Below are 22,743 nucleotides of genomic sequence, written 5' to 3' on the forward strand. Positions count from 1 at the left end.
CGCTACGCGGAGACGGCTGCCTCGAGCGGCACCTCTTCCTGCGGCTCGGCCGGTGTGTAGGCCGGCAGGCTGCACAGGCCGCCGCCAAGATAGACATGGTGCCAGAGCTGCGTGGCGACGACGCCGCCGAGACCGAGGCTGTAGAACCTGCCGAGACTGCGGCTCGATCCCTCCTCGGCGACCATGGCGCAATCCCGCCGCACCTGATCGACGTCGAAATAGCCCGTCCGTTTCAGGCTTTCCTCGCTGATCAATTCGCGCACGAATTCCGGCGCGTTCACGAGAAAACTGTCCGCCAACGGCGCCTGGAACATGTGCTTTCGACGCTGCGCGATATTTTTCGGCAAGATCCGCTCCGCAGCCTGCCTCAGCAGGAACTTGTCGCGCATGCGCCGGCGCAGTTTCCAGCGCGGACTGAGTTGCGACATGAAGCCGATGACGTCCTCGTCCAGGAAGGGGTAGCGGGTCTCCACGCTATTGGCCATGGCGATACGGTCGCCCTTCTGGGTGAGAAGCAGGCCCGCGAGATGGACCTTGTAGCCGAAGTAGAGCGAGCGGTTGAGCGGATGCCAGCGCGCCATGCGATCGAGGTCCAGATCGAAGTCCTCGTATGCGACGTGACCGCCGAGTTCTTCCTTGAAGCCAGTGCTGAAATAGCGGTCCCGCGACGTGGACACGAGGCTGTACATGACCGATTGGGCATGTGGACCGCCGACGAGCGCGTCGATCTGCTTGAGTTCGTCGGAATTCTGCTTCGCACCGATCTTGCGGATCGCCCGGCTAAGCACCGAGGTCGGCGTGAAGGCGTCGCCATAGTCGAGGAGGCGCGCCATCTCACGCATCTTGAACCAAATGTAGCCGGCGAAGCCCTCATCGGCACCCTCACCCGTCAAGACGACCTTGTAGCCTTGGGAGCGGACTTCGCGCGACAACGCCAAGAGCGCGGCGCAAGACGTGTCGAGAACGGGGCACTCGGCCGCGCGGGTCAAGGCCTCGTAGGAGTCCATGATGAGGTTGGAGCAGGCATGCACCACGGTCGGATGCGCGCCGATTGCCTCCGCAGCCTCCATCGCCTCATCGACCTCGTCGAGGCCTTTCTTGGGAATGCGAAGCGTGAAGCTCGGCAAGGGACGACCGGCAACACGTGCGGCCGTCGCCATGACAAAGGCTGAATCCACGCCGCCGCTCAGATAGCCGACGACGGGCACATCCGCGCGCAGGCGTATGTCGACAGCGCGTTCGAACACCGACTGGAAGGAATCGGTGAGCTGGCCGACGTCCCCATCCAGTTCGTCGCCCCAATCGGGGAAATCGAAATCCCAGTATTTGCGCTGGACGGGACTGGCTACCCCGACGCCACTCGGCAGGTCGATCCGCAGACAATGCCCGGGCTCGAGCGACTGAACGCCCTTGAAGGCGGTGCGGCTCGAACCCATCGCAAAGAATGTGAAGAGATGATCCAGCCCGCGGGGATCGGCTTCCGGCCGGACGGCGCCGGAGGCGATCAGCGCCTTGATCTCGGAAGCGAAATAGATCGTGTCGCCCTGACGCGACCAGAACAACGGACAGATGCCGACACGGTCCCGGCCGAGAAGCACGACGCCGCGCGCGAGATCCACGATCGCAAAGGCAAATTGACCCTTCAAGTAGGGGAACAGGTCCTCGCCGTGCTCCTCATAGAGATGGACCAGGATCTCGCTGTCGCTATGAGTCCGAAAAACGTGCCCCTTCGCTTCGAGATCGGCGCGGCGTTCCGGGTATTCGAAGAACTCGCCGTTACAGATCACGGCGACGGTGCGGTCTTCGTTGTAGATCGGCTGCCGTCCGTCCTCGAGACCGACGATACTCAAGCGGCGCTGCGCCAGACCCACGCCAGGCACGGACAGGAATCCCTCATCCTCGGGCCCGCGATGGACGAGCGCGTCCGCCATCCGTTGCAGCATGCCCCGATCCGGTAGTCGCTTGCCTGCTAGGTCGATCGATCCGGCAATGCCGCACATATGCAATCATTCCTTTGCAGCGCGGCGCCCGTTCCGGAGCGCTCGCGCCAAATAGGGTCAGCTACGCCAATAGCGGCTTCCCCCAGTGTTGAACCCTACGGCGCAGCCGTTGCGGCTAGTTCTCCATTACGATCTTCGGTGCGGGCCGGGCATCGCTCGACGCGCGCTCAATCTCGGCCCAGGCCGTCCGGGCGATGTCCCGGTACGCCTTGGAAACTTCGCTGTCGGGATCGCTCGCGACCACTGGCTCTCCTCCATCGGACGTTTCCCGCACCGCCATTGTCAGCGGGACCTCGCCCAGGAAGGGGACGCCAAGCTTTTCGGCTTCCTCTTTGGCGCCACCATGGCCGAAAATGTCGGACCGGCCGCCACAATGGGGGCAGATGAAGGTGGACATGTTCTCGACGATGCCGAGGACGGGCACGTTGACCTTCGTGAACATGTTGAGGCCCTTGCGCGCATCGATCAGCGCCAGGTCCTGCGGCGTGGACACGATAATGGCGCCGGCGAGCGGCACCTGCTGCGCCATGGTGAGCTGGGCGTCGCCCGTGCCGGGCGGCATGTCGACCACCAGGACATCGAGGTCACCCCAGGCAACGTCCTTGAGCATCTGGGAAATGGCCGAAATGACCATGGGGCCCCGCCAAATCATCGGCGTCTCTTCGTCGACCAGGAAGCCCATGGACATGACCTTGACGCCGTGGCGCCGCATCGGGTCGAGCTTGTTGCCGGCCAATTGCTGCGGCTGACCGCTGAGCCCCAACAGGCGCGGCATCGAGGGGCCATAAATGTCCGCATCGAGAATGCCGACCTTCATTCCCTGGTCCTTCAGCGCCAGCGCGATATTGACGGCTGTCGTGGATTTGCCGACACCGCCCTTGCCGGACGCGACGGCAATGATTTTGCTAATGCCGGGAATGCCGCCCCCACCTTGGCGTGTCGGCTGGGGCGCACCGGGCCCCTTCGCAGCTGTCGGGGCCGGCTCGGCTTGAGGCGCGCGGCGCGGAGTCGAGGCGGAGCTCGTATCCGTGCTCCCCGGCTCGCGATCGGCGGTCAATGTCACCATGGCGCTCGTGACGCCCGGCAGCCCCTCGACAACGGTTGCGGCCGCCTGCCGCAGGCCTTCGAGTTCCGGCGCCCTGGCCGGGTCTACCGAGATCGCGAAGTAGACCTTGCCCTTGTTGATGACGACCTCGGACACAAGACCGAGAGAGACAATATTGTCAGACAGATCAGGACCTTTGACGCCTTTCAGCGCGGCCAGGATTTGGTCTTTTGTGAGTGTTTCCGTCATTTTCCGTGTTTTGGTGTCGTACCCTTCGCCGGAATGTAGTGAGGAAGGCACCGCAGTGCAAAATTTCAAGCACCCTTCCGGTAAACGGGCGCGCCGGGAGACGCCCCGAGCCGACCGGCCGTCCGAGGCACCGGGCGCGTCGCCGCATGGTTTGCCAGTTTTGCTGTGAAAGAAAAAGCCCGGCGTTTCCGCCGGGCTTCCGGGCTTGGGGAGAGCCATCGGCCAAGCGGAGCTTGGGTTCGGGTAGGGTGCGCACACCGCCGGCCGGTATGGTGAACGTGCGGACCGGAGAAAGGTTCCGGGCAGGCACCTTTTCGGGCGAAAATCGCAAGTTCTTCCCCTCAAAAAGAAACACTCATCAAGGCTTCCTTAACCAGCCCGGCTGCATCCTCATTACCAAGGGTTGCGATAGGCAGCCCGCGCAGCAGCAAAACCGAGTGGGGGACATATGCGCGTTGTGGCCGGACGGAACGGGGCGAACTGCCGGGGTCAACATTCCCAGCAAGACGAGCTGGAATGCCATGTGAACGCTCTCTCGCGGTTGGCCGAACGGGCCCTCAACATGGAAATCGACCCGCCGGTCTGTACCTTGGTCATCCGCTCGGCCAAATCGGCGCCGGCCCGGGCCCTCGTCCAGACCCAAGAGGCGCTGGCTGCGGCCGGAATTGCGGTCAAAGTCATCCTGACCAAGGTCGACCCCGAGCAAGACCTGCACGCCCTGTTTGCTGCGCTGTCGGCGCTCCTGCCCGAGGCCGATCTCGACGATCATGTGCGCTGGGCACAGGATCCCCGGCTCATGGATGCCCATGAGCAGGCTGTTTACGGCCCGGAGCTCTGCTGGACCGGGGATGCGGTCCGCCGCGACGCCGACAAGCGCAACCGGCTCGTTCTATTCGATGACGCACCGGCGGCTCTCCTGCGCGGTGCTCACGCCTTCAAGGCGCTGTGGGCCGCCTCCAACCGGGTACCCGCGCATCTCCTGAACATCCACGCCGCCGCCGGGTCACTCGCCGCGGAAGCCTGCGCGAAAGATGCACCGCTTGCGGCCGTGGACCGGCCCGTCGAAGGCTGGCCCCTTCTGAGGCACTAGGACGCGCTGTTATAATAACGTCATCCTTTGGTGCGAGCCGTTCGCCCTTCATAATGGATGACGGAGTTCCCGATGCGCCTTTCCTTTCTGCTGGCCCTGTTGCTGTCGCTTAGTTCGCCTGCGCTCGCCCAAGAGGCGGCCGCACCGGCGGGGCCTGTCCTCGGAGACCTCCTCAAGAACCCCGCCTATTTCAACGCCTGGCAAGCCATTGCCGGCGGCAAGGAAGCGCCTGACTGGCTGCAGGAGTACACCCAGACCCTGGATGGGCCTCCGGTGCCCAGCATTCCCGTCGCCATCGACAATCAGACCTACTCGCTGGCTTTCACGTGCAAGCCGAATGAGTGCGAGCAGTTCCAGATCTTCGTCCTTTTCGCCCCGGACGGAAGCAAGGCATGGGCGCTCATGGGCTCGCCCCTGACCGGCGTGAACTGGCTCGGCGAGCCGGACGAACGCATTCGCGCCGCCATCACCGCGGCCCTGCAGAAATAGGCCGACCCGCCATGTCCGACACAATGGCAGCGATGCTTTTGGAACAGGCCGGCCAGCCGCTCCGTTCCGCGACGCTGCCGGTTCCCGCGCCGGGCCCTGGGCAAATTCTGCTGAAGGTCCTGGCCTGCGGGGTCTGCCGCACGGACCTGCACATCTATGATGGCGAACTCGACCATCCGAAGCTCCCCCTCGTACTTGGCCATGAGATCGTCGGCCGCGTGGAAGCGCTCGGGCCCGATACATCCGGCTTCGAGGTGGGCATGCGTGTCGGCGTTCCGTGGCTTGGTTATACGGACGGCACCTGCCGCTACTGCCGCGAGGGCCATGAGAACCTCTGCGACGAGCCGAAGTTTACGGGCTACCAGATCGACGGGGGCTATGCCGCCTACACGGTCGCCGACGAGCGCTACTGCTTCGCAATTCCCGACGGCTATTCCGATGCGGAGGCCGCGCCCCTGCTGTGCGCCGGGCTCATCGGCTACCGCTCTTTCAAAATGGCCGAGGACGCACTGCAGGGCGAAACGAAGCGGCTCGGCATCTACGGGTTCGGCGCGGCGGCCCATATCGTCGCTCAGGTGGCGCGGTATCAGGGATGCGCCGTATACGCCTTTACCTCACCCGGCGACACACAGGCTCAAGATTTCGCCCGCTCCCTCGGCGCCGTTTGGGCTGGCGGGTCCGATGAACAAGCCCCTGATGAACTGGACGCGGCGCTCATCTTCGCCCCTGTCGGACCGCTCATACCTGCGGCTTTGAAGGCGGTTCGCAAGGGCGGCGTAGTTGTCTGCGGCGGTATCCATATGAGTGAAATTCCGGCCTTCTCCTACGACATCCTGTGGGAGGAACGCGAAATCCGCTCGGTCGCGAACCTGACGCGCGACGATGCGCGCGAGTTTCTCGCGCTGGCGCCCGAAGTTCCGGTGCGAACGACGGTCGTGCCGATGAAGCTCTCGGAGGCGAACGAAGCGCTGACGCGCCTGCGCGAAGGGGCCCTGACGGGCGCCGCCGTCCTTATTCCCTAGTCAGGAATTGCGTCCGGTTGGCTCTTACGACTTTATGAGAATTGCGGCACACTACCGTTCGGGGGTTTCGTAAAGGGACCCATCAACCAGACGGCCGCAGACGATGACAAAGATCCTGATCGTTGACGATCATCCTATGTTTCGCGAGGCCTTGCGCAGCGCCGTGAAGTTTTCGCGCGACGATGCCGAAATTCTCGAAGCCGGCAGCATCGAGGCCGCGCATGAGGTCATTCGGGACGAACCCGGTATCGAGATCGTGCTGCTGGACCTTTCCCTACCCGGAACGACCGGCTTCGACGGCCTCATGCTTCTGCGTTCGGCATTTCCAAGAACGCCGATCATGATCGTGTCCGGCCTCGACGACCCGAAAATCGTCCAGGAAGCCATCCGGCTCGGTGCCGCGGGCTTCGTGCCGAAATCCGTCGACAAGGCCACGCTGGCCCAAGGCCTGTCGGAGGTCCTGAGCGGCTCGGTCTTCGTGCCGCCGGAACTGGCGCAGAACGCACAAGGGCCACGGGCTGCATCGCGCGCCAGCGATATCGCGGATCTGGTGGCCAACCTCACGCCCGCGCAGATGCGCGTTCTTCAGCTCATTCGCCATGGCCAACTGAACAAGCAGATCGCCTACGAGCTCGGGGTGAGCGAGACGACCGTCAAGGCCCATGTCTCGGAGATCCTGCGTAAGCTGAACGTGGTGAGCCGCACCCAGGCCGTAATCAAGACGTCGCAACTCGACTTCGACGCGATCGCGGGAGACGAAGGCGCGCCCAGCAGCTAGGCTTTCGGCGCGGCGTACGTCCCCAACAAATGGGTCATCAGGGCGCGTAGCTCCGCCGGACGCGTGGGCTTACGGAGGAGTTCGCATTTGGCTGCCGACACATCGGCGGCGACCTCGGGGCTCCAGTCGCCGGTCACCACGACGGCCGGAAAATCCGCGCCGAACCGGTCGCGCAAGGCCTTCACGGCATCGACGCCGGTCCGCCCCTCGTCGAGATGATAGTCGACTAGCGCGATATCCGGTGCGCGCCCGAGGTCGGCCAGCGCCTGTTCGACCTCATCGAGACGGGACCCGGCCAATGTGGTGCAGGACCAATTGGTCAGCAGGCGGACCGTCGCGTCGAGAACATCCCGGTCGTTCTCGATGACAACAACGGCTGCGCCGCGCGTGACCTCCGGGCTGGTACGCTCCGCCGGCTGACGGACCTCATGTGACGTCGCGCCGTCGGCACAGTCGAGCGTGAGCCGGAAGGTTGAGCCCCTCTCCGGCCTCGACCGAACCTCGAGGGTGTGCCCCAACGCCTGGACCGTGCGCTGCACGATCGAAAGACCGAGTCCGAGGCCTGCGTGGTCGCTCTTGGCGGCTGCAGCGCCTCGATAGAACTCCTCGAACATCGTCTCGAGTTCGACCTCCGAGATCCCGCAGCCGGTGTCGACCACGTCGATCAGGCACTTCTCGCCGCGCTTGCGCGCACCGATGAGAACGCCACCCTTCGACGTATAGCGCACCGCATTGGAGACGAGGTTCTGCAGCACGCGTTGCAGAAGCAACGGATCACTTTGGACGAAGAGACCCGAACGGCGGACCTTGAGCTTCAGCCCTTTGGCTTCTGCTTGCGGCAAGAAGCTGGCCTCGAGCACGTCGAGCACCTCGTCGAGGGGGAAGGACTGGATCTCCGGGGTGACGACGCCGGCATCGAGCTTCGAAATATCGAGCAGCGTCTTGATCAAGTCCTCGATCGTTTGCAGGGATTGATCGACACGCCCGGCCAAGTGCCGCGCGTCGTCGCTCTCCTGCAGGTCGGAAAGGACCGAGATGGTCAGACGCGCTGCGTTCAGCGGCTGCAGAAGGTCGTGGCTGGCCGCCGCCAGAAAGCGCGTCTTACTGAGATTGGCGCGTTCGGCCTCGTCCTTCGCCTCGACAAGCGCTTCGTTCGAACATTCGAGACGGCGTAGGACAGCGGTCAGCTCTTCCGTTCGGGAGCGAACCTTCGCATCGAGGCCGATCGCGGTTTGGAACAGAGAAAAGGCGTTGCCCTGCTGATCCATCGACCGCTCGACGCGGTCCATCAGGACGGCATTGATCTTGGCGAGCTTCTCGACGCGCCGCTCCAGCCCCTCATCTTCGGAACCGCTCATGGACTCGTCATGCTCATCCCGACGCATCAGTTGGCTCCCTGCCGTCCGATCGCGACGCCGGTGAAGGTCTGGTTGAGATGCATGGCGTTGTATTGCTCGCCATAGGTATGGAACCCGACGACATGGTAGCGGCGGTAGAGGTCGCTGACCTTGTGCTTCATCTGCCGGTTCTCGGCATCGAGCCGCCGCAGCACGCATTCGAATCCCAAGACGAAATCGACGCCCCCGACATCCGCGTCCAGACGTTCCAACTCGGCCTCCATCGACTTCACCATGTCTCTCGGCTCGGCCACGGTGAGCACCACTCCGTCGTCGATGGCGCAAAAGAAGGACAACGACCCGTCGTCGTTCACCCGCTGAATGGACCGGCAATAATAGTCGCCGCCGATGCGCACGACCACGGGATGGGCCGCGAAGCTCATGGGCGCCAAGGAGGACGGCTCGAGCCCCACCGAGCTTGCATATTCCAAGGCCGCAGGCTCGGCATTGAGTTCGTAGACGGTTCGGGTCGATGTGTCGGAGGCCGTGACGACGAGCTTGGTGTCGGTCGGCTCGAAATGATCGCAACAGAAACTGCGCACGGGGTGCTCGGTCTCGACGAGAAGCAACAGCGCCGCGCCTCGATGGACCCGCCCGTCATGCAGCAGGCTCGTGCCGGAGAGCGTCAACCCGTCGCCCGCCGAGCCGCCCACCAGCGGCACGTCGCCGAGCGCCCAAGCGATTGCGGACACGATGGCCTCTTCGCATCGGGACAGACCGTCGATCAGCGAGATAGCAAAAAGGTTGGGGTGGCGCTCGCCATTGTCCTTGTCGAGCCGCGCGCGCAGGGCCTGCACGACCTCAGAGGCGCGGTCCACACTCAGGGAGCGCACCTCGGGAATGACGCAACTGACGAAGCGAAAGCCCGACTTCGGAAAAGCCACCACGAGGACACTGCGCTCGCTGAATCCGTCCGACGTGATCTCTCCGGACGTGCTGCAGCCTGCAACCGGGACGCCGGAGAAAGCCTCGGACAGGGCCGCGATGAGCCCCTCCGCCTCGTAGGGCTGGGAGAAAAAGACCAGAAGCTGCCCGATATCGGACGGATCCACGACCCCGGCGATCTCGGCAACCGCCGTTTCCGGGGTGTCGGCACAGGTCCAGGCCGTCTGGACGCCACAAGCCCGACGTTCTGCATGCGCTCTGGGCACAGCACGCTTCCTCCATCGCCGCCGGCACGCCCGGTTCGATTCATCCTGGTTGGCACCAGCGACTTCCGGGTCTGTTACCGCGCCAAACAGCGCTATTGGACCAAAGTACAATACCCGCAAGGAGAAGCAATCAATGGAGTGTCATATTCCGGCGGCATTGCGAATGCGTAGATCCGCATCCGGAAAGACAGGAGCATGGATGGCGTAAGGGTGGATGGGCAGCTCGGCCCCCTCACCCGAGACCGCTTTGCTCCAAAAGTAGAATTCTACCTTTGAAGAAAGTCGAATAGGCTATCCGGCAACCTATCGAGCGTAACGGGCCGTGCCCGGGAATCGGTGATGAATTGGCCGCTCGAAGTTGGGTAACAATTGGCGAAATCGCCGAATATCTAGGGAGAAAACAATGCTTCACGAGGTCATAGAAACCCTAAATGCGCGCGTGGCCCTCCGGTCGCGCTACGACAATTTCATCGGCGGCGACTGGGTCGCGCCGGTGGATGGGCGCTATTTCGACAATCTCAGCCCCGTCACCGGTAAGTCCGTCTGTCAGATCGCCCGTTCTCAGACCGCCGATGTCGATCTTGCTCTCGACGCGGCCCACAAGGCCCGCGAAGCCTGGGGCAAGACGGCGCCGGCGGAACGCGCCAAGCTTCTCAACAAGATCGCCGACCGCATGGAGGAGAACCTCCAGCTGCTAGCGGCTGTCGAAACCATCGACAACGGCAAGCCGATCCGCGAGACCACGGCGGCCGACATTCCGCTTGCCATCGACCATTTCCGTTATTTCGCCTCTTGCGTCCGCGCCCAGGAAGGCACGCTCGGGGAATTGGACCACGACACCGTTGCCTATCATTTCCATGAGCCTCTCGGCGTCGTCGGCCAGATCATTCCTTGGAACTTCCCGATTTTGATGGCGTGCTGGAAACTCGCTCCCGCGCTTGCCGCCGGCAATTGCGTGGTGATGAAGCCGGCCGAGCAGACGCCCATGTCGATCATGGTGCTGATGGACTTGGTCGGGGATATCCTGCCCGCGGGCGTCCTCAACATCGTGAACGGTTTTGGCGTCGAGGCCGGCAAGCCCCTGGCCCAGAGCCCGCGCATCGCCAAGATCGCCTTCACGGGCGAAACCACGACCGGCCGCCTCATCATGCAGTACGCCTCGGAAAACCTGATCCCCGTGACGCTGGAACTCGGCGGCAAGTCACCGAACATCTTCTTCGCCGACGTGATGGCCGAGAACGACGATTATTTCGACAAGGCGCTCGAAGGCTTCGCGATGTTCGCGCTGAACCAGGGCGAGGTCTGCACCTGCCCGTCGCGCGCGCTGGTGCAGGAATCGATCTACGATCGCTTCATGGAGAAGGCGATCGCCCGCGTCGAGAAGATCAAGTTGGGCAACCCGCTCGAGATGGACACGATGATCGGCGCCCAGGCGTCCAACGATCAGCTCGAAAAGATCCTCTCCTATGTCGATATCGGCACCAAGGAAGGCGCCGAGTTGCTGACCGGCGGCGAGCGCGCCATTCATGAAGGCGATCTTGCCGAGGGCTACTACGTCAAGCCGACGGTGTTCCGCGGCCACAACAAGATGCGCATCTTCCAGGAAGAGATCTTCGGCCCGGTTCTTTCCGTGACGACCTTCAAGGACGATGCGGAAGCACTGGAGATCGCCAACGACACGCTCTACGGCCTCGGCTCTGGCGTGTGGACCCGCGATATCAACCGCGCCTACCATTTCGGGCGCGGCATCCAGGCCGGCCGTGTTTGGACCAACTGCTACCACCTCTACCCGGCCCACGCGGCCTTTGGCGGCTACAAGAAGTCCGGCATCGGGCGCGAGACCCACAAGATGATGCTCGACCACTACCAGCAGACCAAGAACATGCTGGTGAGCTACAGCCCCAAAGCGCTGGGCTTCTTCTAGGCCGGAAGGGTCTGGTCAAGACGATCGTCATTGGCGGCCCGGCGAGCATCCTCGCCGGGCCGTTCTACTTTGAAGGGCGACGTGATGGTTGAGCGCGTTTTGGCGACGGATGCGGCTCTCGAACTCATCGACAGGCTCCGACATAAGTACGGACCGCTGATGTTTCATCAGTCCGGCGGATGCAGCTACGGATCCGCCCCGATGTGTCACCTGGACCGCGAGTTCACGCTCGGCCGGAATGATATTCGCCTCGGTGAGATCGGGGGCTGCCCTGTTTACATGGACGCCGATCAGTTCGAAAATTATCGGCATGTTCAGCTTACCGTCGACGTTGCCGCGGGCCATGGCTCCGCTTTCTCGATGGAAACGCCCGAGGGGCGCCGCTTTCTCATGCGGAGCCGGAACCTCACCAGCGACGAAGAGGCCGCATTGAAGATTGCGGAGCAGTCGGATGGCGCCAGAACGCGACACGAAGGAGAGCGGATCAATGGTTGAACGGGTTTTAGCAACGGATGCGGCTCTCGAGCTGATCGACAAGCTGAGAGACATGCATGGGCCTTTGATGTTTCATCAGTCCGGCGGGTGCTGCGACGGATCCGCGCCCATGTGCTACCCCGCAGGTGAATTCCGGACTGGTGCAAGCGACGTGCAACTCGGAGAGATTGGCGGCTGTCCCTTCTACATGAGCTCCGATCAGTTCGAGTATTGGAAGCACACGCAGCTCACGATCGACGTGGTCAAGGGACGGGGTGCAGGGTTCTCTCTCGAAGCGCCGGAAGGCGTCCGGTTCCTGACGCGAGGCCGCGTCTTCACGGACGAAGAAGCCGATGCGCTCGCGGCGGAAGCGGAAGCCGCCTCCTAGAACGAAGAGCCTCGAAGCGCCCCTAGCGGCCGCCGCGGATAGGACCCGCCGTCGCCATGCCGGCCATCGCATCGGTGATTGGCCGTTCCTGGGCATTCAGTTCGCCGAGCATGGCCTTGCCGATCTCATGCTCGCCCATCACCACGAAGTCCGCACCGTGCTTGGCGAGATGATCGATTTCGGCTTCCGAATGGGCGCGCGCCACGATCCGGAGCTTCGGATTGATGGCGCGGGCCTGCTCGACCACCTGCCCGCCTTCGAAGGCGTCGGGAATAGCCACCAGCAGGCACCGTGCTTCCCCGAGCTTGGCCGACTTGAGGACTTCTGGATCGGCCGCGTTGCCGTGCAGAGCCTCAACGCCGTTCGCGGTCAGGTCGGCGGCATCCTCTGCGTCGTCCTCGATGATGTAGACAGGGATGCCCTTCTCCAGAAGTTGCTTTGAGACATACCGCCCCACGCGTCCATGGCCGATCAGGACCACATGGTCGGTCAAGGCCGTCTCGGGAATGGGTTCGCGGGTCGGGGTGGCTTCCTTTTCCTCGCTCTCCTCTTCCTTGGTCTCCGGTATGGCCTCTTCGGCGCGCGCCTGGTCGCGCCAAGCGAAGTAACGGTCCAGCGCCCCGAACAGAAGCGGGTTCAACAGGATCGTGATGATGGCGCCGGCCAGGATCAGATCGCGCCCTTCGCTGGGCAGGACGCCCAAGGTCAGGCCGAGGCTCGCAAGGATGAAGGAGAACTCGCCGATCTGAGAGAGCGACGCGGAGATCATCAGGCCCGTGTCCGATGACTGCCCAAACAAACGCACCACCGCGAAGGCCGCGATGGATTTGCCGATGACGATGATCGCGACGGTTGCCAGCACGGCAAGCGGTGCATCGATCATGATCGCGGGGTGGAACAACATGCCCACGGAGACGAAGAACAGGACCGCAAAGGCATCGCGCAGAGGCAGCGATTCCGTCGCCGCTTGTTGGCTGAGCTGGGACTCGCTCAGCACCATGCCGGCGAAGAAGGCGCCGAGCGCCAGAGAGACGCCGAAGAGTTCAGCCGCGAGGAACGCGAAGCCGAGTGCGATGGACAGCACCGCGAGGCGAAACAGCTCCCGGCTGCCCGTGTGCGCTACATAGTGAAGCAACGCCGGGATCAGCTTCTTGCCGACAACGAGCATGGCCAGGGTGAACACGAGGAGCTTGCCGACCACCTCGGCGACCTGCGTCAACATCACGGTCGCGTCGGGCGGCGCCTCGCCCTGGAAGAGCCCGGTGATGGCCGGCAAGAGCACCAAAGCCAGAACCATGGCGATGTCCTGAACGATCAGCCAGCCGATGGTGATCTTGCCGCGCTCCGTCTCGAGCAGGCGGCGCTCCTGCAGCATACGCAGGAGTACGACGGTACTGGCCACGGACAGGGCAAGACCGAAGATGAAACCGGCGGCCGGATTCCAGCCAAGCGCCCAACCGACGGCCATGCCGAGCGGCGTGGCGAGAAGACCCTGTGCAATGGCGCCGGGGATCGCGATGGCGCGAACCGACAACAGATCCTGAACGGAGAAGTGGAGCCCGACGCCGAACAGCAGCAGAATCACACCGACTTCAGATAGCTGGTTGGCGATGTTCTGGTCGGCGCCGACCGCGGGCGCGAAGCCAATGACGATACCCGCCACCAGGTATCCCACGAGCGGCGGGAACTTCAGCCGGTGGGCAACGAGACCCAGGCTGAAGGCAAGCACCAGACCAATCGTCAGCGTCGAAACGAGTGGTGGCACATGTAGCATTTCAATCGGTCCCGGCTGGCCGTCGTCGTTGCAGTGCGCGCATGGGCAGACCTGGGAGTCAGCCGGCCGCAAGTCGCATCGTCCTCAATACGACATCCATGCCGCGCTGTGACGAAAGTTTTGGTGTGCTCCAAGGTTTTTCAGAACCTTGGCAAAATTGGCACGATCAGCCCAGCCCACACAAAAAAAGGGCACGGTGAATATCCACCGTGCCTCATCTTTTCGCGGTCTGCCGGGGCAGCGCCGGCCGCACGGGGCGGCAGCGGTCCGACACGTTCTACATGGTCGACGCGCCGACGACCTCGTGATCGGAGATCACGCAGTGCCAGGATCCGACGGCTGGAAAGTCGTGCAGGTCCTGCCGCTGCTGCAGGAACTGCATGGCGGCCATGAAGCCGCCACGGCCGATACAGGCGTTCGGTGACATGGCGTCGGCCAGGAAGTCCATGGGCACGGGGACGTCGATGCAACCCAGCGATACGAGCGCGGCTTTGCGCTCCTCGGGGGTCAGCGACTTCTCGTTGTCGTAGATCTTGCCTTGGTTGGTCGGCTCAAGGGGCGTCTCGGCCGCTGGGCACGCCTTGACGATGAGCTGTACGTATACGGTCTTTTCTTTGTCCGCGCCCATACGGGTCGGTTGATCGGGTTCGGCCATTGCGGGACCGCAGAACAAGGCGCCGAGCGCGAAGGCAAGCGTCACGGGAGATTTCATCATTGTCTCTCACGTTTCGAGAGCTGACGGCCACGCCCTCATCGAGAAACTTGCCTGCGGCCGGCCGATGCCGCTTCGGGACCCATGCCCCGACCTCCCCCAGTTAGAATAAGTCTAATAGGAATTACCAGAATTCCCAAGCCGGTTGCCGTCAGCAAAGGCTGAGGCCGCGCCTTAGCCGGTCACGATGTCGTGACGACATCCAGGCCGTATGCGGCGGCGGCTTCTTCGAGCCAGCCATAGAAGCTGCCGGCAACGCTGCGAAAGACCGCCAGATCGAAAGCCTCGCCGTCCCGCCAGACCAGGACGCCCATATGGCTGATATTGGTGACGGCCGCCGCACCGTCGACGAAGACGTTCGGGTCAAGATCGATCGCGAGCCCCTTGGCCAGCACGTCGCGGACGGTAGGCCCTTCGACGCGAACCACGGCCCGACCGCTGCTATGGTCGGCGACAGACGCCAGACCTTCGAGCTTCTTGGCGAGATCGTTCGCGAGGGCTTCGTTCGCATGGGTCTCGGAAACGGCGAACCATTGACCAGGGCCGACGCCGACAAAGCGGACGCCCTTGCCTATGGCCGACACGGGCCCGTTCGGGAGCGCCACGCCATAGGCGGCTTGGATGGCGGCATCGAGGGCGGCCGCTTGGCCTTTGCGGACCTCGAGCGTCGCCAGACCAAGATCGGCGCGCTCCTGCAAGATGACGCCTGCTTGACCGTCGGATTTGCCATGGCGTCCCGGGACCGACACGCCCTGAAGAGCGGACATGGATTTCAGCTTAGACACGGAGCCGCCCCCCTTCCGGATCGACAAAGTGAGGACTGCACACCTCGGCCAGCGTTTCGTAGTTGCGCAACGGATCGCAGACCTTGACCACCTCGCCGTAGCGCGCGGGCCCGTCGGCCAGCATCGCCAGCCCAATGAAGCTCTGGAGCTCCGGTGAATAGGCCTGAGACGTCACATAGCCCTGATCATTCTCGGCATTGGCTGCGGCGTTCTTGGGAACAAGGTGCGCGCCCGCGTTGATCCGCATCTTCGGATCGAGCGGCTTGAGGCCGACCATCGCGGCCCGCGCCGATTCGTTCAGCGCGTCGCGCTCACCCATGAAGCGGCCGATGAAGTCCTTCTTCTTGGACATCATCTTCCCGAGCCCGAGATCATGCGCCGTGGTTTGGCCGTTGAGCTCCGGCCCCGCGGCGTGGCCCTTTTCGATCCGCATGACGCCGAGTGCGTCGGTGCCGTAGGGCGCAATGCCATGCTCGGCGCCGGCCTCCATGATCGCGCGGATCAGGCCATCGCCAAACCGTGCGGGCACGCCGATCTCATAGGCGAGTTCGCCGGAGAAGGAGAGCCGGAACACCCGGGCCGGCGTCCCGCCGCACACGGTGAAGGCACCGCACGCCATGTAGGGGAAGGCTTCGTTCGAAATATCCTGGCCCGCATCGAGCAACGCCTCGATGACCTTGCGGGCGTTGGGACCCGCGACCGCATACTGTGCCCATTGCTCGGTCTGCGACACGGTCTGCACGTCGAGCTCGGGCCACAGCACTTGCTGGCAGAACTCCAAATGCTGACTGACCTTCACGGCGTTGGCCGTGGTGGTCGTCATGTAGAAGTGGTCGTCGGCCAGCCGCGCGGTGGTGCCGTCGTCCATGGCGAAGCCGTCCTCGCGCAGCATGAGGCCGTAGCGCGCCTTGCCCACGGCAAGCTTCGAGAAGCCGTTGATGTAGACGCGATCGAGGAACGTTCCGGCATCGGTGCCTTGCACGTCGATCTTGCCCAGCGTGGATACATCGCAAACGCCGACATTCGTACGCGTGTTGGCGACTTCGCGATCAACGGTCTGTTGCGCCGTCTCGCCTGGTTTCGGAAACATCAGCGCACGCATCCATGCCCCGACCTCGACAAACACGGCGCCCTGCTCTTCGGCCCAAGCGTGCGAGGGCGCCAGACGCGTGGGACGGAAGTCTTTCCCACGATGATGACCGGCGAGGACGCCGATCGCGACCGGCGTGAAGGGCGGACGGAACGTCGTGGAGCCCACGGCGCCGAGATGCCGCCCTGTCGCCTCGGCCAGCACGGCCGCGCCATTGAGATTCGACGTCTTGCCCTGGTCCGTCGCCATGCCGAGCGTTGTGTAGCGCTTGACGTGATCGGGCACGCGGAAGCCTTCCCGGGCCGCAAGCTTCACGTCGGACGAGGCAACGTCGTTCTGAAAATCGACGAACGCTTTGCCGCTTCTGCTTTCGACATACCAGACGGGCGTGGCCGGCCCGCCGTTCTGGGTAGGCGCGGGACGGCTGGGCGCCGAGGGAGAGAATCCGCTTTCCTCTGCGGATCCGGCACCCGCCGCCTCCCCGCTTGCCAAACAGGCTTGCAAAGAGAATTGCCCCGCCGCCGCACCGGCGACGCGCATGCCTGGGGGAAGGCCACCGGGGACGAGGCACGATAGGGCTTCGTCCCACGCGGGCTTGCCGCCCAAATGTGTCGTCAGGTTGAGCGCCGGATTCCAGCCGCCGGAGACGGCCAGGAGATCGCACGGGACCGCCGTCGTGGCGCCTTGCGCATCCTTGATCCTTACGGACTTGATGCCATGGGCGCCGCTGACGCCGTCGATGATTCCGTTGACGTAGAGAGCCCCCGCCGCAGAGGCGACTTGTTCCGCCGCGGCGGAGCGCTGGGGCCTCGGATCGACGATGGCGCGCACGGCGACACCCGCGTCGGCCAAATCTGTGGCCGTCCGCAGTGCATCGTGATTGTCGGCGAAGATCACGGCGCTGCGGCCGGGCGTGACGCCGAAGCGATTCACGTAGGTTCGTACCGCGCCTGCCAGCATGACGCCGGGGCGGTCGTTGTCGCCGAACACGATGGGCCGCTCGAAGGCACCCGCGCAAAGAACAGATTGCTTGGCGACGATCCGCCAGAGGCGCTGCCGGGGCGTATGGGGTTCAGGCACGGGAAGGTGATCGCCGACGCGCTCGACAGCCGCATAGATTCCGCCGTCATAGACGCCGAAGACCGTCGTGCGCCGCAGGATACGGCAATTGGGAAGGCTTTCGAGCTCGGCAACCGCGGACTGTGCCCAGTCTTGCGTGGACTGGCCGTCGATCTCGCCGCGTTCGGCCAAGAGCCGGCCGCCGAGGGCAAAGTCCTCATCGCACAGAACAACGCGCGCGCCTGCCCGTGCTGCTGCCAAAGCCGCGGAAAGTCCGGCTGCACCGGCGCCGATGACGAGGACGTCGCAAAACGCATTCGTCTTCTCGTACGTGTCGGGATCGGGCTCCTTCGACGGATAGCCGAGGCCGGCGGCCCGTCGGATCATCGGTTCGTAGAGCTTCTCCCAGAAGGAGGCGGGCCACATGAAAGTCTTGTAGTAGAACCCGGCGCCGAAGATCGGTGAGGCCAGCTGATTGACCGACAGCAGATCATATTTCAGCGACGGCCAGCGGTTCTGACTCGTGGCGTCCAGACCGTCGTACAGCTCGATCGTGGTCGCGCGCGTGTTCGGCTCGCGCCGCGCGCCGGTGCGAAGCTCGACCAGCGCGTTGGGTTCCTCGGAGCCCGCGGTGAGAATGCCGCGCGGCCGGTGATACTTGAACGAACGCCCAACCAAACGGATACCGTTGGCGAGAAGCGCGGAGGCCAGCGTGTCGCCCGGATGGCCTTGGAACTCCTGTCCGTCGAAACGGAACGATACCGTCTTGTTCTGATCGACAAGTCCTTTGCCGGTCAGCCGGTTGATCTGACTCATCGTTCCTCAGCGCTCCTTTTTTCAGCACCCTTGGCTGCAGGTTCGACGGCAACGATTTCGTGGGTGGTGGTGTTGCGCGTCACCTCAAGCCAGGCGTGGCAGCCCGCGCTGTGGTGCCAAAGCTCCTTGTGGAGACCGGCCGGGTTGTCGCGGAGGTACACGTAATCGATCCAGGCATCCCGCGCGGTCTCTTCGATGCTTTCGGGCCGCTTCACGGTCGCATCGCCGCGATAGGTATACTCTTCGAGATTGCGCGCGCCGCAATAAGGACAGGTGATCCGCATGGCCCTTCCTCAGTGCAAGTTCGGTTGGGCGCCCATGCCCTTCTCGTCGATCACGCGGCCCGAGGCGAAGCGATCGAAGCGATAGGCTGAGGCGAAGGGATGAGACTGACCGGTGGCGATGAGATGGGCGAAGCACCATCCGGCGGCCGGCGTGGCCTTGAAGCCGCCGTAACACCAGCCGCCATTAAAATAGAGCCCGTCGATATGGGTTTGATCGATGATGGGCGAACCATCCATCGACATGTCGAGCAGACCGCCCCAGGACCGGAGGACCCGCAGCCGGCCGATCGCGGGGATCAGCGCCATGCCGCCCTCCGCGACGTCTTCGACAACAGGCAGGTTCCCGCGCTGGGCGTAGGTGTTGTAGCCGTCGATGTCGCCACCAAAAACGAGACCGCCCTTGTCGGACTGGCTGCAATAGAAATGGCCCGCGCCGAAGGTGATCACCGTATCGAGCAGCGGCTTGATGCCTTCGGTGACGAAGGCCTGCAGCACGTGGGCCTCGATGGGCAGACGCATCCCCGCCATCTCGCCGACGCGCGAAGAACTGCCCGCGACGGACAGCGCGACCTTCTTGGCGCCAATGAAACCCTTCTCGGTCTCCACGCCGACGATGCGACCGTTCTCGATCCGGAAGCCCGTCGCCGCGCAGTTCTGAATGATGTCCACGCCGTGCTGGTCGGCGGACCGCGCATAGCCCCAGACCACCGCGTCATGACGCACCGTGCCGCCGCGCGGCTGATACAGGCCGCCCTTTATGGGAAAGCGTGCGTTTTCGAAATCAACGAACGGCACCAGTGCCCGGACCTGCTCTTTGTCGAGCAGTTCGGCATCGGCACCGTGAAAGCGCATGGCGTTGCCGCGCCGAACGAAGGAGTCGCGCTGCCCGTCGGAGTGAAAGACGTTCAGCACGCCGCGCTGGCTAACCATGGCGTTGTAGTTGATATCCTGCTCCAGCCCTTCCCAGAGCTTCATCGACCATTCGTAGAACGGCTCGTTGCCGGGCAGGAGATAGTTGGAGCGGACAATGGTCGTGTTGCGCCCCACATTGCCCGAACCGAGATAGGACTTCTCGATCACGGCGACATTCGTGATGCCGTGTACCTTGGCCAAGTAGTGCGCCGTGGCGAGTCCGTGCCCGCCACCACCGACGATGACCACGTCGTAGGACGGCTTCGGCTCCGGCTCGCGCCAGACCGGTTTCCAGTTCCGGTTGCCGGTCAGGGCGTTCGTGAGAAGGCTGGCGAGTGAGTAACGCATGAGCGCAACTGTGCGCGAAGGCGTTTTTGCTGATTGACATTTTACGACATATACTTGAGCTTTCCCGCCTTTGGGGGGTTACGACTTTGGAGATAGTCGCAAAGGCGGCCACCATGGGTCAGCATACGGTGCTTCAACTCCCGCATCCAAACGCGCGCAATTCTCGCGCCCGCAACATGGTTCGAGATGTCGAATGACTCGTGAGAGCTCGGGCACAACTGTCGGCTTCTTGCTCGTCCCGGGCTTTGCCCTGATGTCCTACACGGCGGCGATCGAGCCCTTGCGCGCCGCGAACCTGTTATCCGGCGAGACCTTGTATCGCTGGTGGCATGCGGCCCCGTCGGGCGAGCCCGTCTCGGCGTCGAACGGCGTGGCGGTCATTCCGGATTGCGGCACGCGCACCGAACGAACCGCCGACATTGTCTTTGTGTGCGCGGGCGGCAACCCGGCGACCTTCAGCGACCGGACGACGTTTTCTTGGCTTCGCCGGCTGGCACGTAAGGGCACGACACTAGGAGGCATCTCGGGCGGTCCGTTTCTCCTGGCGCGTGCCGGACTGCTGGACGATCGCCGCGCCACCCTGCATTGGGAACACCTGCCGGCCTTTCGCGAGGCCTTCCCCCATGTGACCGTGGTGCCGTCCCTCTTCGAGATCGACGGGAACCGCATCACCTGTTCCGGCGGCATTTCCGCGCTCGACATGATGGTGGCACTGATCGAGCGGGACCACGGGCGTCCCCTGGCGGCGGCAGTCGGCGACTGGTTCCTGCACACGCACATTCGCGAAGGCTATGGGCCGCAGCGTCTGGACCTGCGCTACCGCCTTGGCATCGCGGACGAGAAGGTGTTGCGCGTCCTCGGCGTAATGGAGATGAACCTCGAACACCCGGTCCCCCGCGACGAGCTCGCCCAGGAAGCCGGGATCTCGCTCCGGCAGCTCGAGCGGCTGTTCCACGAGTATGTGGGCCACGGTATCCACCAGCATTATCGCTGGCTGAGGCTGGAACGGGCCCGTCACCTCTTGCGCGAGACGTCGCTGCCTGTCCTCGACGTCGCGCTCGCCACCGGTTTCGGCTCCGCCAGCCAATTTTCCCGGGCTTACGCGCAAACATTCGGGGAACCGCCCAGCCGGACACGAACGCTTACGTAGCAGTCGCGCCGGTCAAACCATTGGTGCTAGAGTTTTGCTCTGCCGGGAGATTTCCGCTGCCGGCAAGCTTGTCCATGAGCGCCACGGAGGGGAGCGATGGCATCACGACTGACTTCAAAGGAACTCCGCGCGCGCACCCAGACGAGAAAGAAGTCGGTCGCGCGTAGCGAGCCCGCCAAGCCAACCGCGCCCGTTGCCTCGGTTACGGGGTCTAACGCCCCCTCGACCGATCTCAACCTCGAGGCGTCCATCGGCCGCCGCGTCCGCGCGCTGCGCCAGCGGCTCCAACTCACCGCGACCGATCTGGCCGCGCAGGCCGGCCTCTCGCCGGGCATGTTGTCCAAGATCGAGAACGGCGGCACGTCCCCCTCGCTCTCGACCCTGAGGGCGCTCGCGGAGGCGCTCCACGTCCCCATGACGAGCTTCTTCGCCGATTTCGAGGAACGGCGCGATTGCTCCTTCGTACCGGCCGGACAAGGCGTCCGGATCGAGCGGCGCGGTACCAAAGCGGGCCACCACTACGAACTTCTGGGCCACTCCCTCGCCGGCGACATTGTCGTGGAGCCCTATTTGATCCGGCTCAGCAAGGACGCCAGCACCTACACGCAGTTCCAGCATGACGGGATGGAGTTCATTTTTATGCTCACCGGTAAGGTCGTTTACCGCCATGCAGACAAGCTCTACCCGCTGGGGCCCGGAGACTCGCTTTTCTTCGACGCCGGCGCGCTGCATGGGCCGGAAGAACTTGTCACGACTCCAATGACTTACCTCTCTATCATCGTCTACCCGCGCCAATAGGCTGTCTCCCACGCAGCCCTTGCATTTCCTCTTAGGAAAAATTATTTCTTGCTGGTTGACGCCGGCGGGCGCTTTGTCGCATGCTGGCTGCAGTAGAAAACTGGAGCACGATCACATGTGTGGGATTGTTGGATTATTCATAAAAGACCCCGCTCTCGAACCTGAGCTTGGCCGCCTGACGGCGCGCATGCTCGAGACGATGACGGGGCGTGGGCCCGATAGCGCTGGTTTCGCCGTGTATGGCGAAGGTGAGGAAGGCCGGACCAAGATTACGCTGCGCGGCACGTCCGCCGACGCCATTCGCGAGACCGTCTCGAACATCGAGAAAGCCTTTTCGGACGCGAGCGCGGTGCTGCATGACACCCATGCGGTCATTTCGATCCCCGACGAGGCCGAGCACCGCCTCGACGAGTGGCTGGCGACTGAGAGCCCCGACACCGAGGTCGTGGGCCGCGGCAACCGCATGGAGATCTTCAAGGAAGTGGGGCTGCCGGCCGATGTCGCGGCCCGCTTCGGGCTCGCCACGATGCGGGGCACCCATGCCATTGGCCATACCCGCATGGCGACCGAGTCCGCCGTCACCACCAATGGTGCGCATCCCTACTCGACCGGCCAAGACCAGTGCCTGGTCCACAACGGGTCGCTCTCGAACCACAACAACCTTCGCCGCGAACTTCGCCGCGATGGAATGACGTTCGAGACGGAGAACGACACGGAAGTGGCGGCCGGCTATCTGACCCACCGCATGCACGAGGGGCTCTCCCTCGGCGACGCGCTGGAAGTGGGTCTCGAGGACCTGGACGGCTTCTACACCTTTGTCGTCGGCACCGAGAACGGCTTTGGCGTGCTGCGCGACGGGATCGCCTGCAAGCCGGCGGTCATGGCCGAAACCGATCAATACGTCGCCTTCGGATCCGAATACCGGGTTCTCGCGGACTTGCCGGGCATCGGCGACGCGCGGATCTGGGAGCCGGAGCCCGCCACTGTTTACTTCTGGGAGCGCTGAGA

At 63.7% G+C, this 22,743-nt stretch carries 20 protein-coding genes; 10 read left to right on the forward strand and 10 right to left on the reverse strand.

Annotated elements, in window-relative coordinates:
* Nucleotides 1-2: 2 nt before the first annotated feature.
* Complete coding sequence (asnB, locus tag DCY11_RS05535) at nucleotides 3-2,000, reverse strand: asparagine synthase (glutamine-hydrolyzing) (RefSeq protein WP_108681735.1); 1,998 nt, start codon at nucleotides 1,998-2,000, stop codon at nucleotides 3-5.
* 115 nt (nucleotides 2,001-2,115) lie between these two features.
* Nucleotides 2,116-3,294 carry an iron-sulfur cluster carrier protein ApbC gene (gene apbC, locus DCY11_RS05540; RefSeq protein ID WP_108681737.1) on the reverse strand — a complete coding sequence of 393 codons (1,179 nt, stop codon included), beginning with the start codon at nucleotides 3,292-3,294 and terminating at the stop codon, nucleotides 2,116-2,118.
* A 523-nt stretch (nucleotides 3,295-3,817) separates the two neighbouring features.
* Between apbC and DCY11_RS05550 the strand changes: the two genes are divergently transcribed.
* From DCY11_RS05550 to DCY11_RS05565, 4 genes are all read left to right on the forward strand, one after another.
* Nucleotides 3,818-4,384, forward strand: a complete 567-nt coding sequence (locus DCY11_RS05550) for a hypothetical protein (protein WP_108681741.1) — start codon at nucleotides 3,818-3,820, stop codon at nucleotides 4,382-4,384.
* A gap of 72 nt (nucleotides 4,385-4,456) precedes the next feature.
* Nucleotides 4,457-4,873, forward strand: a complete 417-nt coding sequence (locus DCY11_RS05555) for an Ivy family c-type lysozyme inhibitor (protein WP_159079829.1) — start codon at nucleotides 4,457-4,459, stop codon at nucleotides 4,871-4,873.
* Between the two features lie 23 nt (nucleotides 4,874-4,896).
* Nucleotides 4,897-5,895 carry a zinc-dependent alcohol dehydrogenase family protein gene (locus DCY11_RS05560; protein ID WP_108683685.1) on the forward strand — a complete coding sequence of 333 codons (999 nt, stop codon included), beginning with the start codon at nucleotides 4,897-4,899 and terminating at the stop codon, nucleotides 5,893-5,895.
* A 103-nt stretch (nucleotides 5,896-5,998) separates the two neighbouring features.
* A complete protein-coding gene (locus DCY11_RS05565; protein ID WP_108681745.1) occupies nucleotides 5,999-6,673 on the forward strand; it encodes a response regulator transcription factor in 675 nt (224 codons plus the stop codon).
* On the opposite strand, the gene DCY11_RS05570 is transcribed toward DCY11_RS05565, so the two are convergent.
* Nucleotides 6,670-8,058, reverse strand: coding sequence for a hybrid sensor histidine kinase/response regulator (locus DCY11_RS05570; protein WP_371515036.1), 1,389 nt, complete (start codon nucleotides 8,056-8,058; stop codon nucleotides 6,670-6,672). The genes DCY11_RS05565 and DCY11_RS05570 overlap by 4 nt on opposite strands.
* Complete coding sequence (locus tag DCY11_RS05575) at nucleotides 8,058-9,221, reverse strand: FIST N-terminal domain-containing protein (protein ID WP_108681747.1); 1,164 nt, start codon at nucleotides 9,219-9,221, stop codon at nucleotides 8,058-8,060. The genes DCY11_RS05570 and DCY11_RS05575 overlap by 1 nt, the downstream gene beginning before the upstream one ends.
* A 403-nt stretch (nucleotides 9,222-9,624) precedes the next feature.
* Between DCY11_RS05575 and adh the strand changes: the two genes are divergently transcribed.
* The 3 genes from adh (at nucleotide 9,625) to DCY11_RS05590 (ending at nucleotide 12,007) form a co-directional block, all read left to right on the forward strand.
* Complete coding sequence (gene adh / locus DCY11_RS05580; RefSeq protein WP_108681749.1) at nucleotides 9,625-11,145, forward strand: aldehyde dehydrogenase; 1,521 nt, start codon at nucleotides 9,625-9,627, stop codon at nucleotides 11,143-11,145.
* 84 nt (nucleotides 11,146-11,229) lie between these two features.
* A complete protein-coding gene (locus DCY11_RS05585; RefSeq protein WP_108681751.1) occupies nucleotides 11,230-11,640 on the forward strand; it encodes a DUF779 domain-containing protein in 411 nt (136 codons plus the stop codon).
* The gene (locus tag DCY11_RS05590; RefSeq protein ID WP_108681753.1) at nucleotides 11,633-12,007 is read left to right on the forward strand and encodes a DUF779 domain-containing protein; all 375 of its coding nucleotides are present in this window, start codon (nucleotides 11,633-11,635) and stop codon (nucleotides 12,005-12,007) included. The genes DCY11_RS05585 and DCY11_RS05590 overlap by 8 nt, the downstream gene beginning before the upstream one ends.
* A gap of 22 nt (nucleotides 12,008-12,029) precedes the next feature.
* Here the strand turns inward: DCY11_RS05590 and ybaL are convergent, their stop codons facing one another.
* From ybaL to DCY11_RS05620, 6 genes are all read right to left on the reverse strand, one after another.
* Entirely contained in the window at nucleotides 12,030-13,781 is a 1,752-nt protein-coding gene (gene ybaL, locus DCY11_RS05595; protein WP_108681755.1) for a YbaL family putative K(+) efflux transporter, read from the reverse strand.
* A 277-nt stretch (nucleotides 13,782-14,058) separates the two neighbouring features.
* The gene (locus tag DCY11_RS05600; protein WP_069443112.1) at nucleotides 14,059-14,496 is read right to left on the reverse strand and encodes a hypothetical protein; all 438 of its coding nucleotides are present in this window, start codon (nucleotides 14,494-14,496) and stop codon (nucleotides 14,059-14,061) included.
* 179 nt (nucleotides 14,497-14,675) lie between these two features.
* The gene (locus DCY11_RS05605) at nucleotides 14,676-15,278 is read right to left on the reverse strand and encodes a sarcosine oxidase subunit gamma (RefSeq protein ID WP_245409455.1); all 603 of its coding nucleotides are present in this window, start codon (nucleotides 15,276-15,278) and stop codon (nucleotides 14,676-14,678) included.
* On the reverse strand, nucleotides 15,271-18,243 hold the full coding sequence (locus DCY11_RS05610) for a sarcosine oxidase subunit alpha family protein (protein WP_108681759.1): 2,973 nt from the start codon (nucleotides 18,241-18,243) through the stop codon (nucleotides 15,271-15,273). The genes DCY11_RS05605 and DCY11_RS05610 overlap by 8 nt, the downstream gene beginning before the upstream one ends.
* A complete protein-coding gene (locus DCY11_RS05615) occupies nucleotides 18,240-18,527 on the reverse strand; it encodes a sarcosine oxidase subunit delta (RefSeq protein WP_108681761.1) in 288 nt (95 codons plus the stop codon). Before DCY11_RS05615 ends, DCY11_RS05610 begins: the two co-directional genes overlap by 4 nt.
* Before the next feature lie 9 nt (nucleotides 18,528-18,536).
* Nucleotides 18,537-19,787, reverse strand: a complete 1,251-nt coding sequence (locus tag DCY11_RS05620) for a sarcosine oxidase subunit beta family protein (protein WP_108681762.1) — start codon at nucleotides 19,785-19,787, stop codon at nucleotides 18,537-18,539.
* A gap of 193 nt (nucleotides 19,788-19,980) precedes the next feature.
* On the opposite strand from DCY11_RS05620, the gene DCY11_RS05625 reads away from it, so the two are divergent.
* From DCY11_RS05625 to DCY11_RS05635, 3 genes are all read left to right on the forward strand, one after another.
* Complete coding sequence (locus tag DCY11_RS05625; protein ID WP_108681764.1) at nucleotides 19,981-20,937, forward strand: GlxA family transcriptional regulator; 957 nt, start codon at nucleotides 19,981-19,983, stop codon at nucleotides 20,935-20,937.
* A 96-nt stretch (nucleotides 20,938-21,033) separates the two neighbouring features.
* The gene (locus DCY11_RS05630) at nucleotides 21,034-21,735 is read left to right on the forward strand and encodes a helix-turn-helix domain-containing protein (RefSeq protein WP_108681766.1); all 702 of its coding nucleotides are present in this window, start codon (nucleotides 21,034-21,036) and stop codon (nucleotides 21,733-21,735) included.
* A gap of 115 nt (nucleotides 21,736-21,850) precedes the next feature.
* Nucleotides 21,851-22,741 carry a glutamine amidotransferase family protein gene (locus tag DCY11_RS05635; protein ID WP_108681768.1) on the forward strand — a complete coding sequence of 297 codons (891 nt, stop codon included), beginning with the start codon at nucleotides 21,851-21,853 and terminating at the stop codon, nucleotides 22,739-22,741.
* Nucleotides 22,742-22,743 lie beyond the last annotated feature (2 nt).

The organism is Methyloceanibacter sp. wino2, from assembly GCF_003071365.1.
GTDB lineage: Bacteria > Pseudomonadota > Alphaproteobacteria > Rhizobiales > Methyloligellaceae > Methyloceanibacter.

Bases quoted from the DNA above. Each gene is read 5' to 3' on its own strand.
- DCY11_RS05555 (WP_159079829.1), top strand. From the start codon at position 4,457: ATGCGCCTTTCCTTTCTGCTGGCCCTGTTGCTGTCGCTTAGTTCGCCT.
- DCY11_RS05625 (WP_108681764.1), top strand. From the start codon at position 19,981: ATGACTCGTGAGAGCTCGGGCACAACTGTCGGCTTCTTGCTCGTCCCG.
- DCY11_RS05635 (WP_108681768.1), top strand. From the start codon at position 21,851: ATGTGTGGGATTGTTGGATTATTCATAAAAGACCCCGCTCTCGAACCT.
- DCY11_RS05590 (WP_108681753.1), top strand. From the start codon at position 11,633: ATGGTTGAACGGGTTTTAGCAACGGATGCGGCTCTCGAGCTGATCGAC.
- DCY11_RS05560 (WP_108683685.1), top strand. From the start codon at position 4,897: ATGGCAGCGATGCTTTTGGAACAGGCCGGCCAGCCGCTCCGTTCCGCG.
- ybaL (WP_108681755.1), bottom strand. From the start codon at position 13,781: ATGCTACATGTGCCACCACTCGTTTCGACGCTGACGATTGGTCTGGTG.
- DCY11_RS05610 (WP_108681759.1), bottom strand. From the start codon at position 18,243: ATGAGTCAGATCAACCGGCTGACCGGCAAAGGACTTGTCGATCAGAAC.
- DCY11_RS05565 (WP_108681745.1), top strand. From the start codon at position 5,999: ATGACAAAGATCCTGATCGTTGACGATCATCCTATGTTTCGCGAGGCC.
- DCY11_RS05570 (WP_371515036.1), bottom strand. From the start codon at position 8,058: ATGCGTCGGGATGAGCATGACGAGTCCATGAGCGGTTCCGAAGATGAG.
- DCY11_RS05585 (WP_108681751.1), top strand. From the start codon at position 11,230: ATGGTTGAGCGCGTTTTGGCGACGGATGCGGCTCTCGAACTCATCGAC.
- DCY11_RS05630 (WP_108681766.1), top strand. From the start codon at position 21,034: ATGGCATCACGACTGACTTCAAAGGAACTCCGCGCGCGCACCCAGACG.
- DCY11_RS05615 (WP_108681761.1), bottom strand. From the start codon at position 18,527: ATGCGGATCACCTGTCCTTATTGCGGCGCGCGCAATCTCGAAGAGTAT.
- adh (WP_108681749.1), top strand. From the start codon at position 9,625: ATGCTTCACGAGGTCATAGAAACCCTAAATGCGCGCGTGGCCCTCCGG.
- asnB (WP_108681735.1), bottom strand. From the start codon at position 2,000: ATGTGCGGCATTGCCGGATCGATCGACCTAGCAGGCAAGCGACTACCG.
- DCY11_RS05600 (WP_069443112.1), bottom strand. From the start codon at position 14,496: ATGATGAAATCTCCCGTGACGCTTGCCTTCGCGCTCGGCGCCTTGTTC.
- DCY11_RS05620 (WP_108681762.1), bottom strand. From the start codon at position 19,787: ATGCGTTACTCACTCGCCAGCCTTCTCACGAACGCCCTGACCGGCAAC.
- apbC (WP_108681737.1), bottom strand. From the start codon at position 3,294: ATGACGGAAACACTCACAAAAGACCAAATCCTGGCCGCGCTGAAAGGC.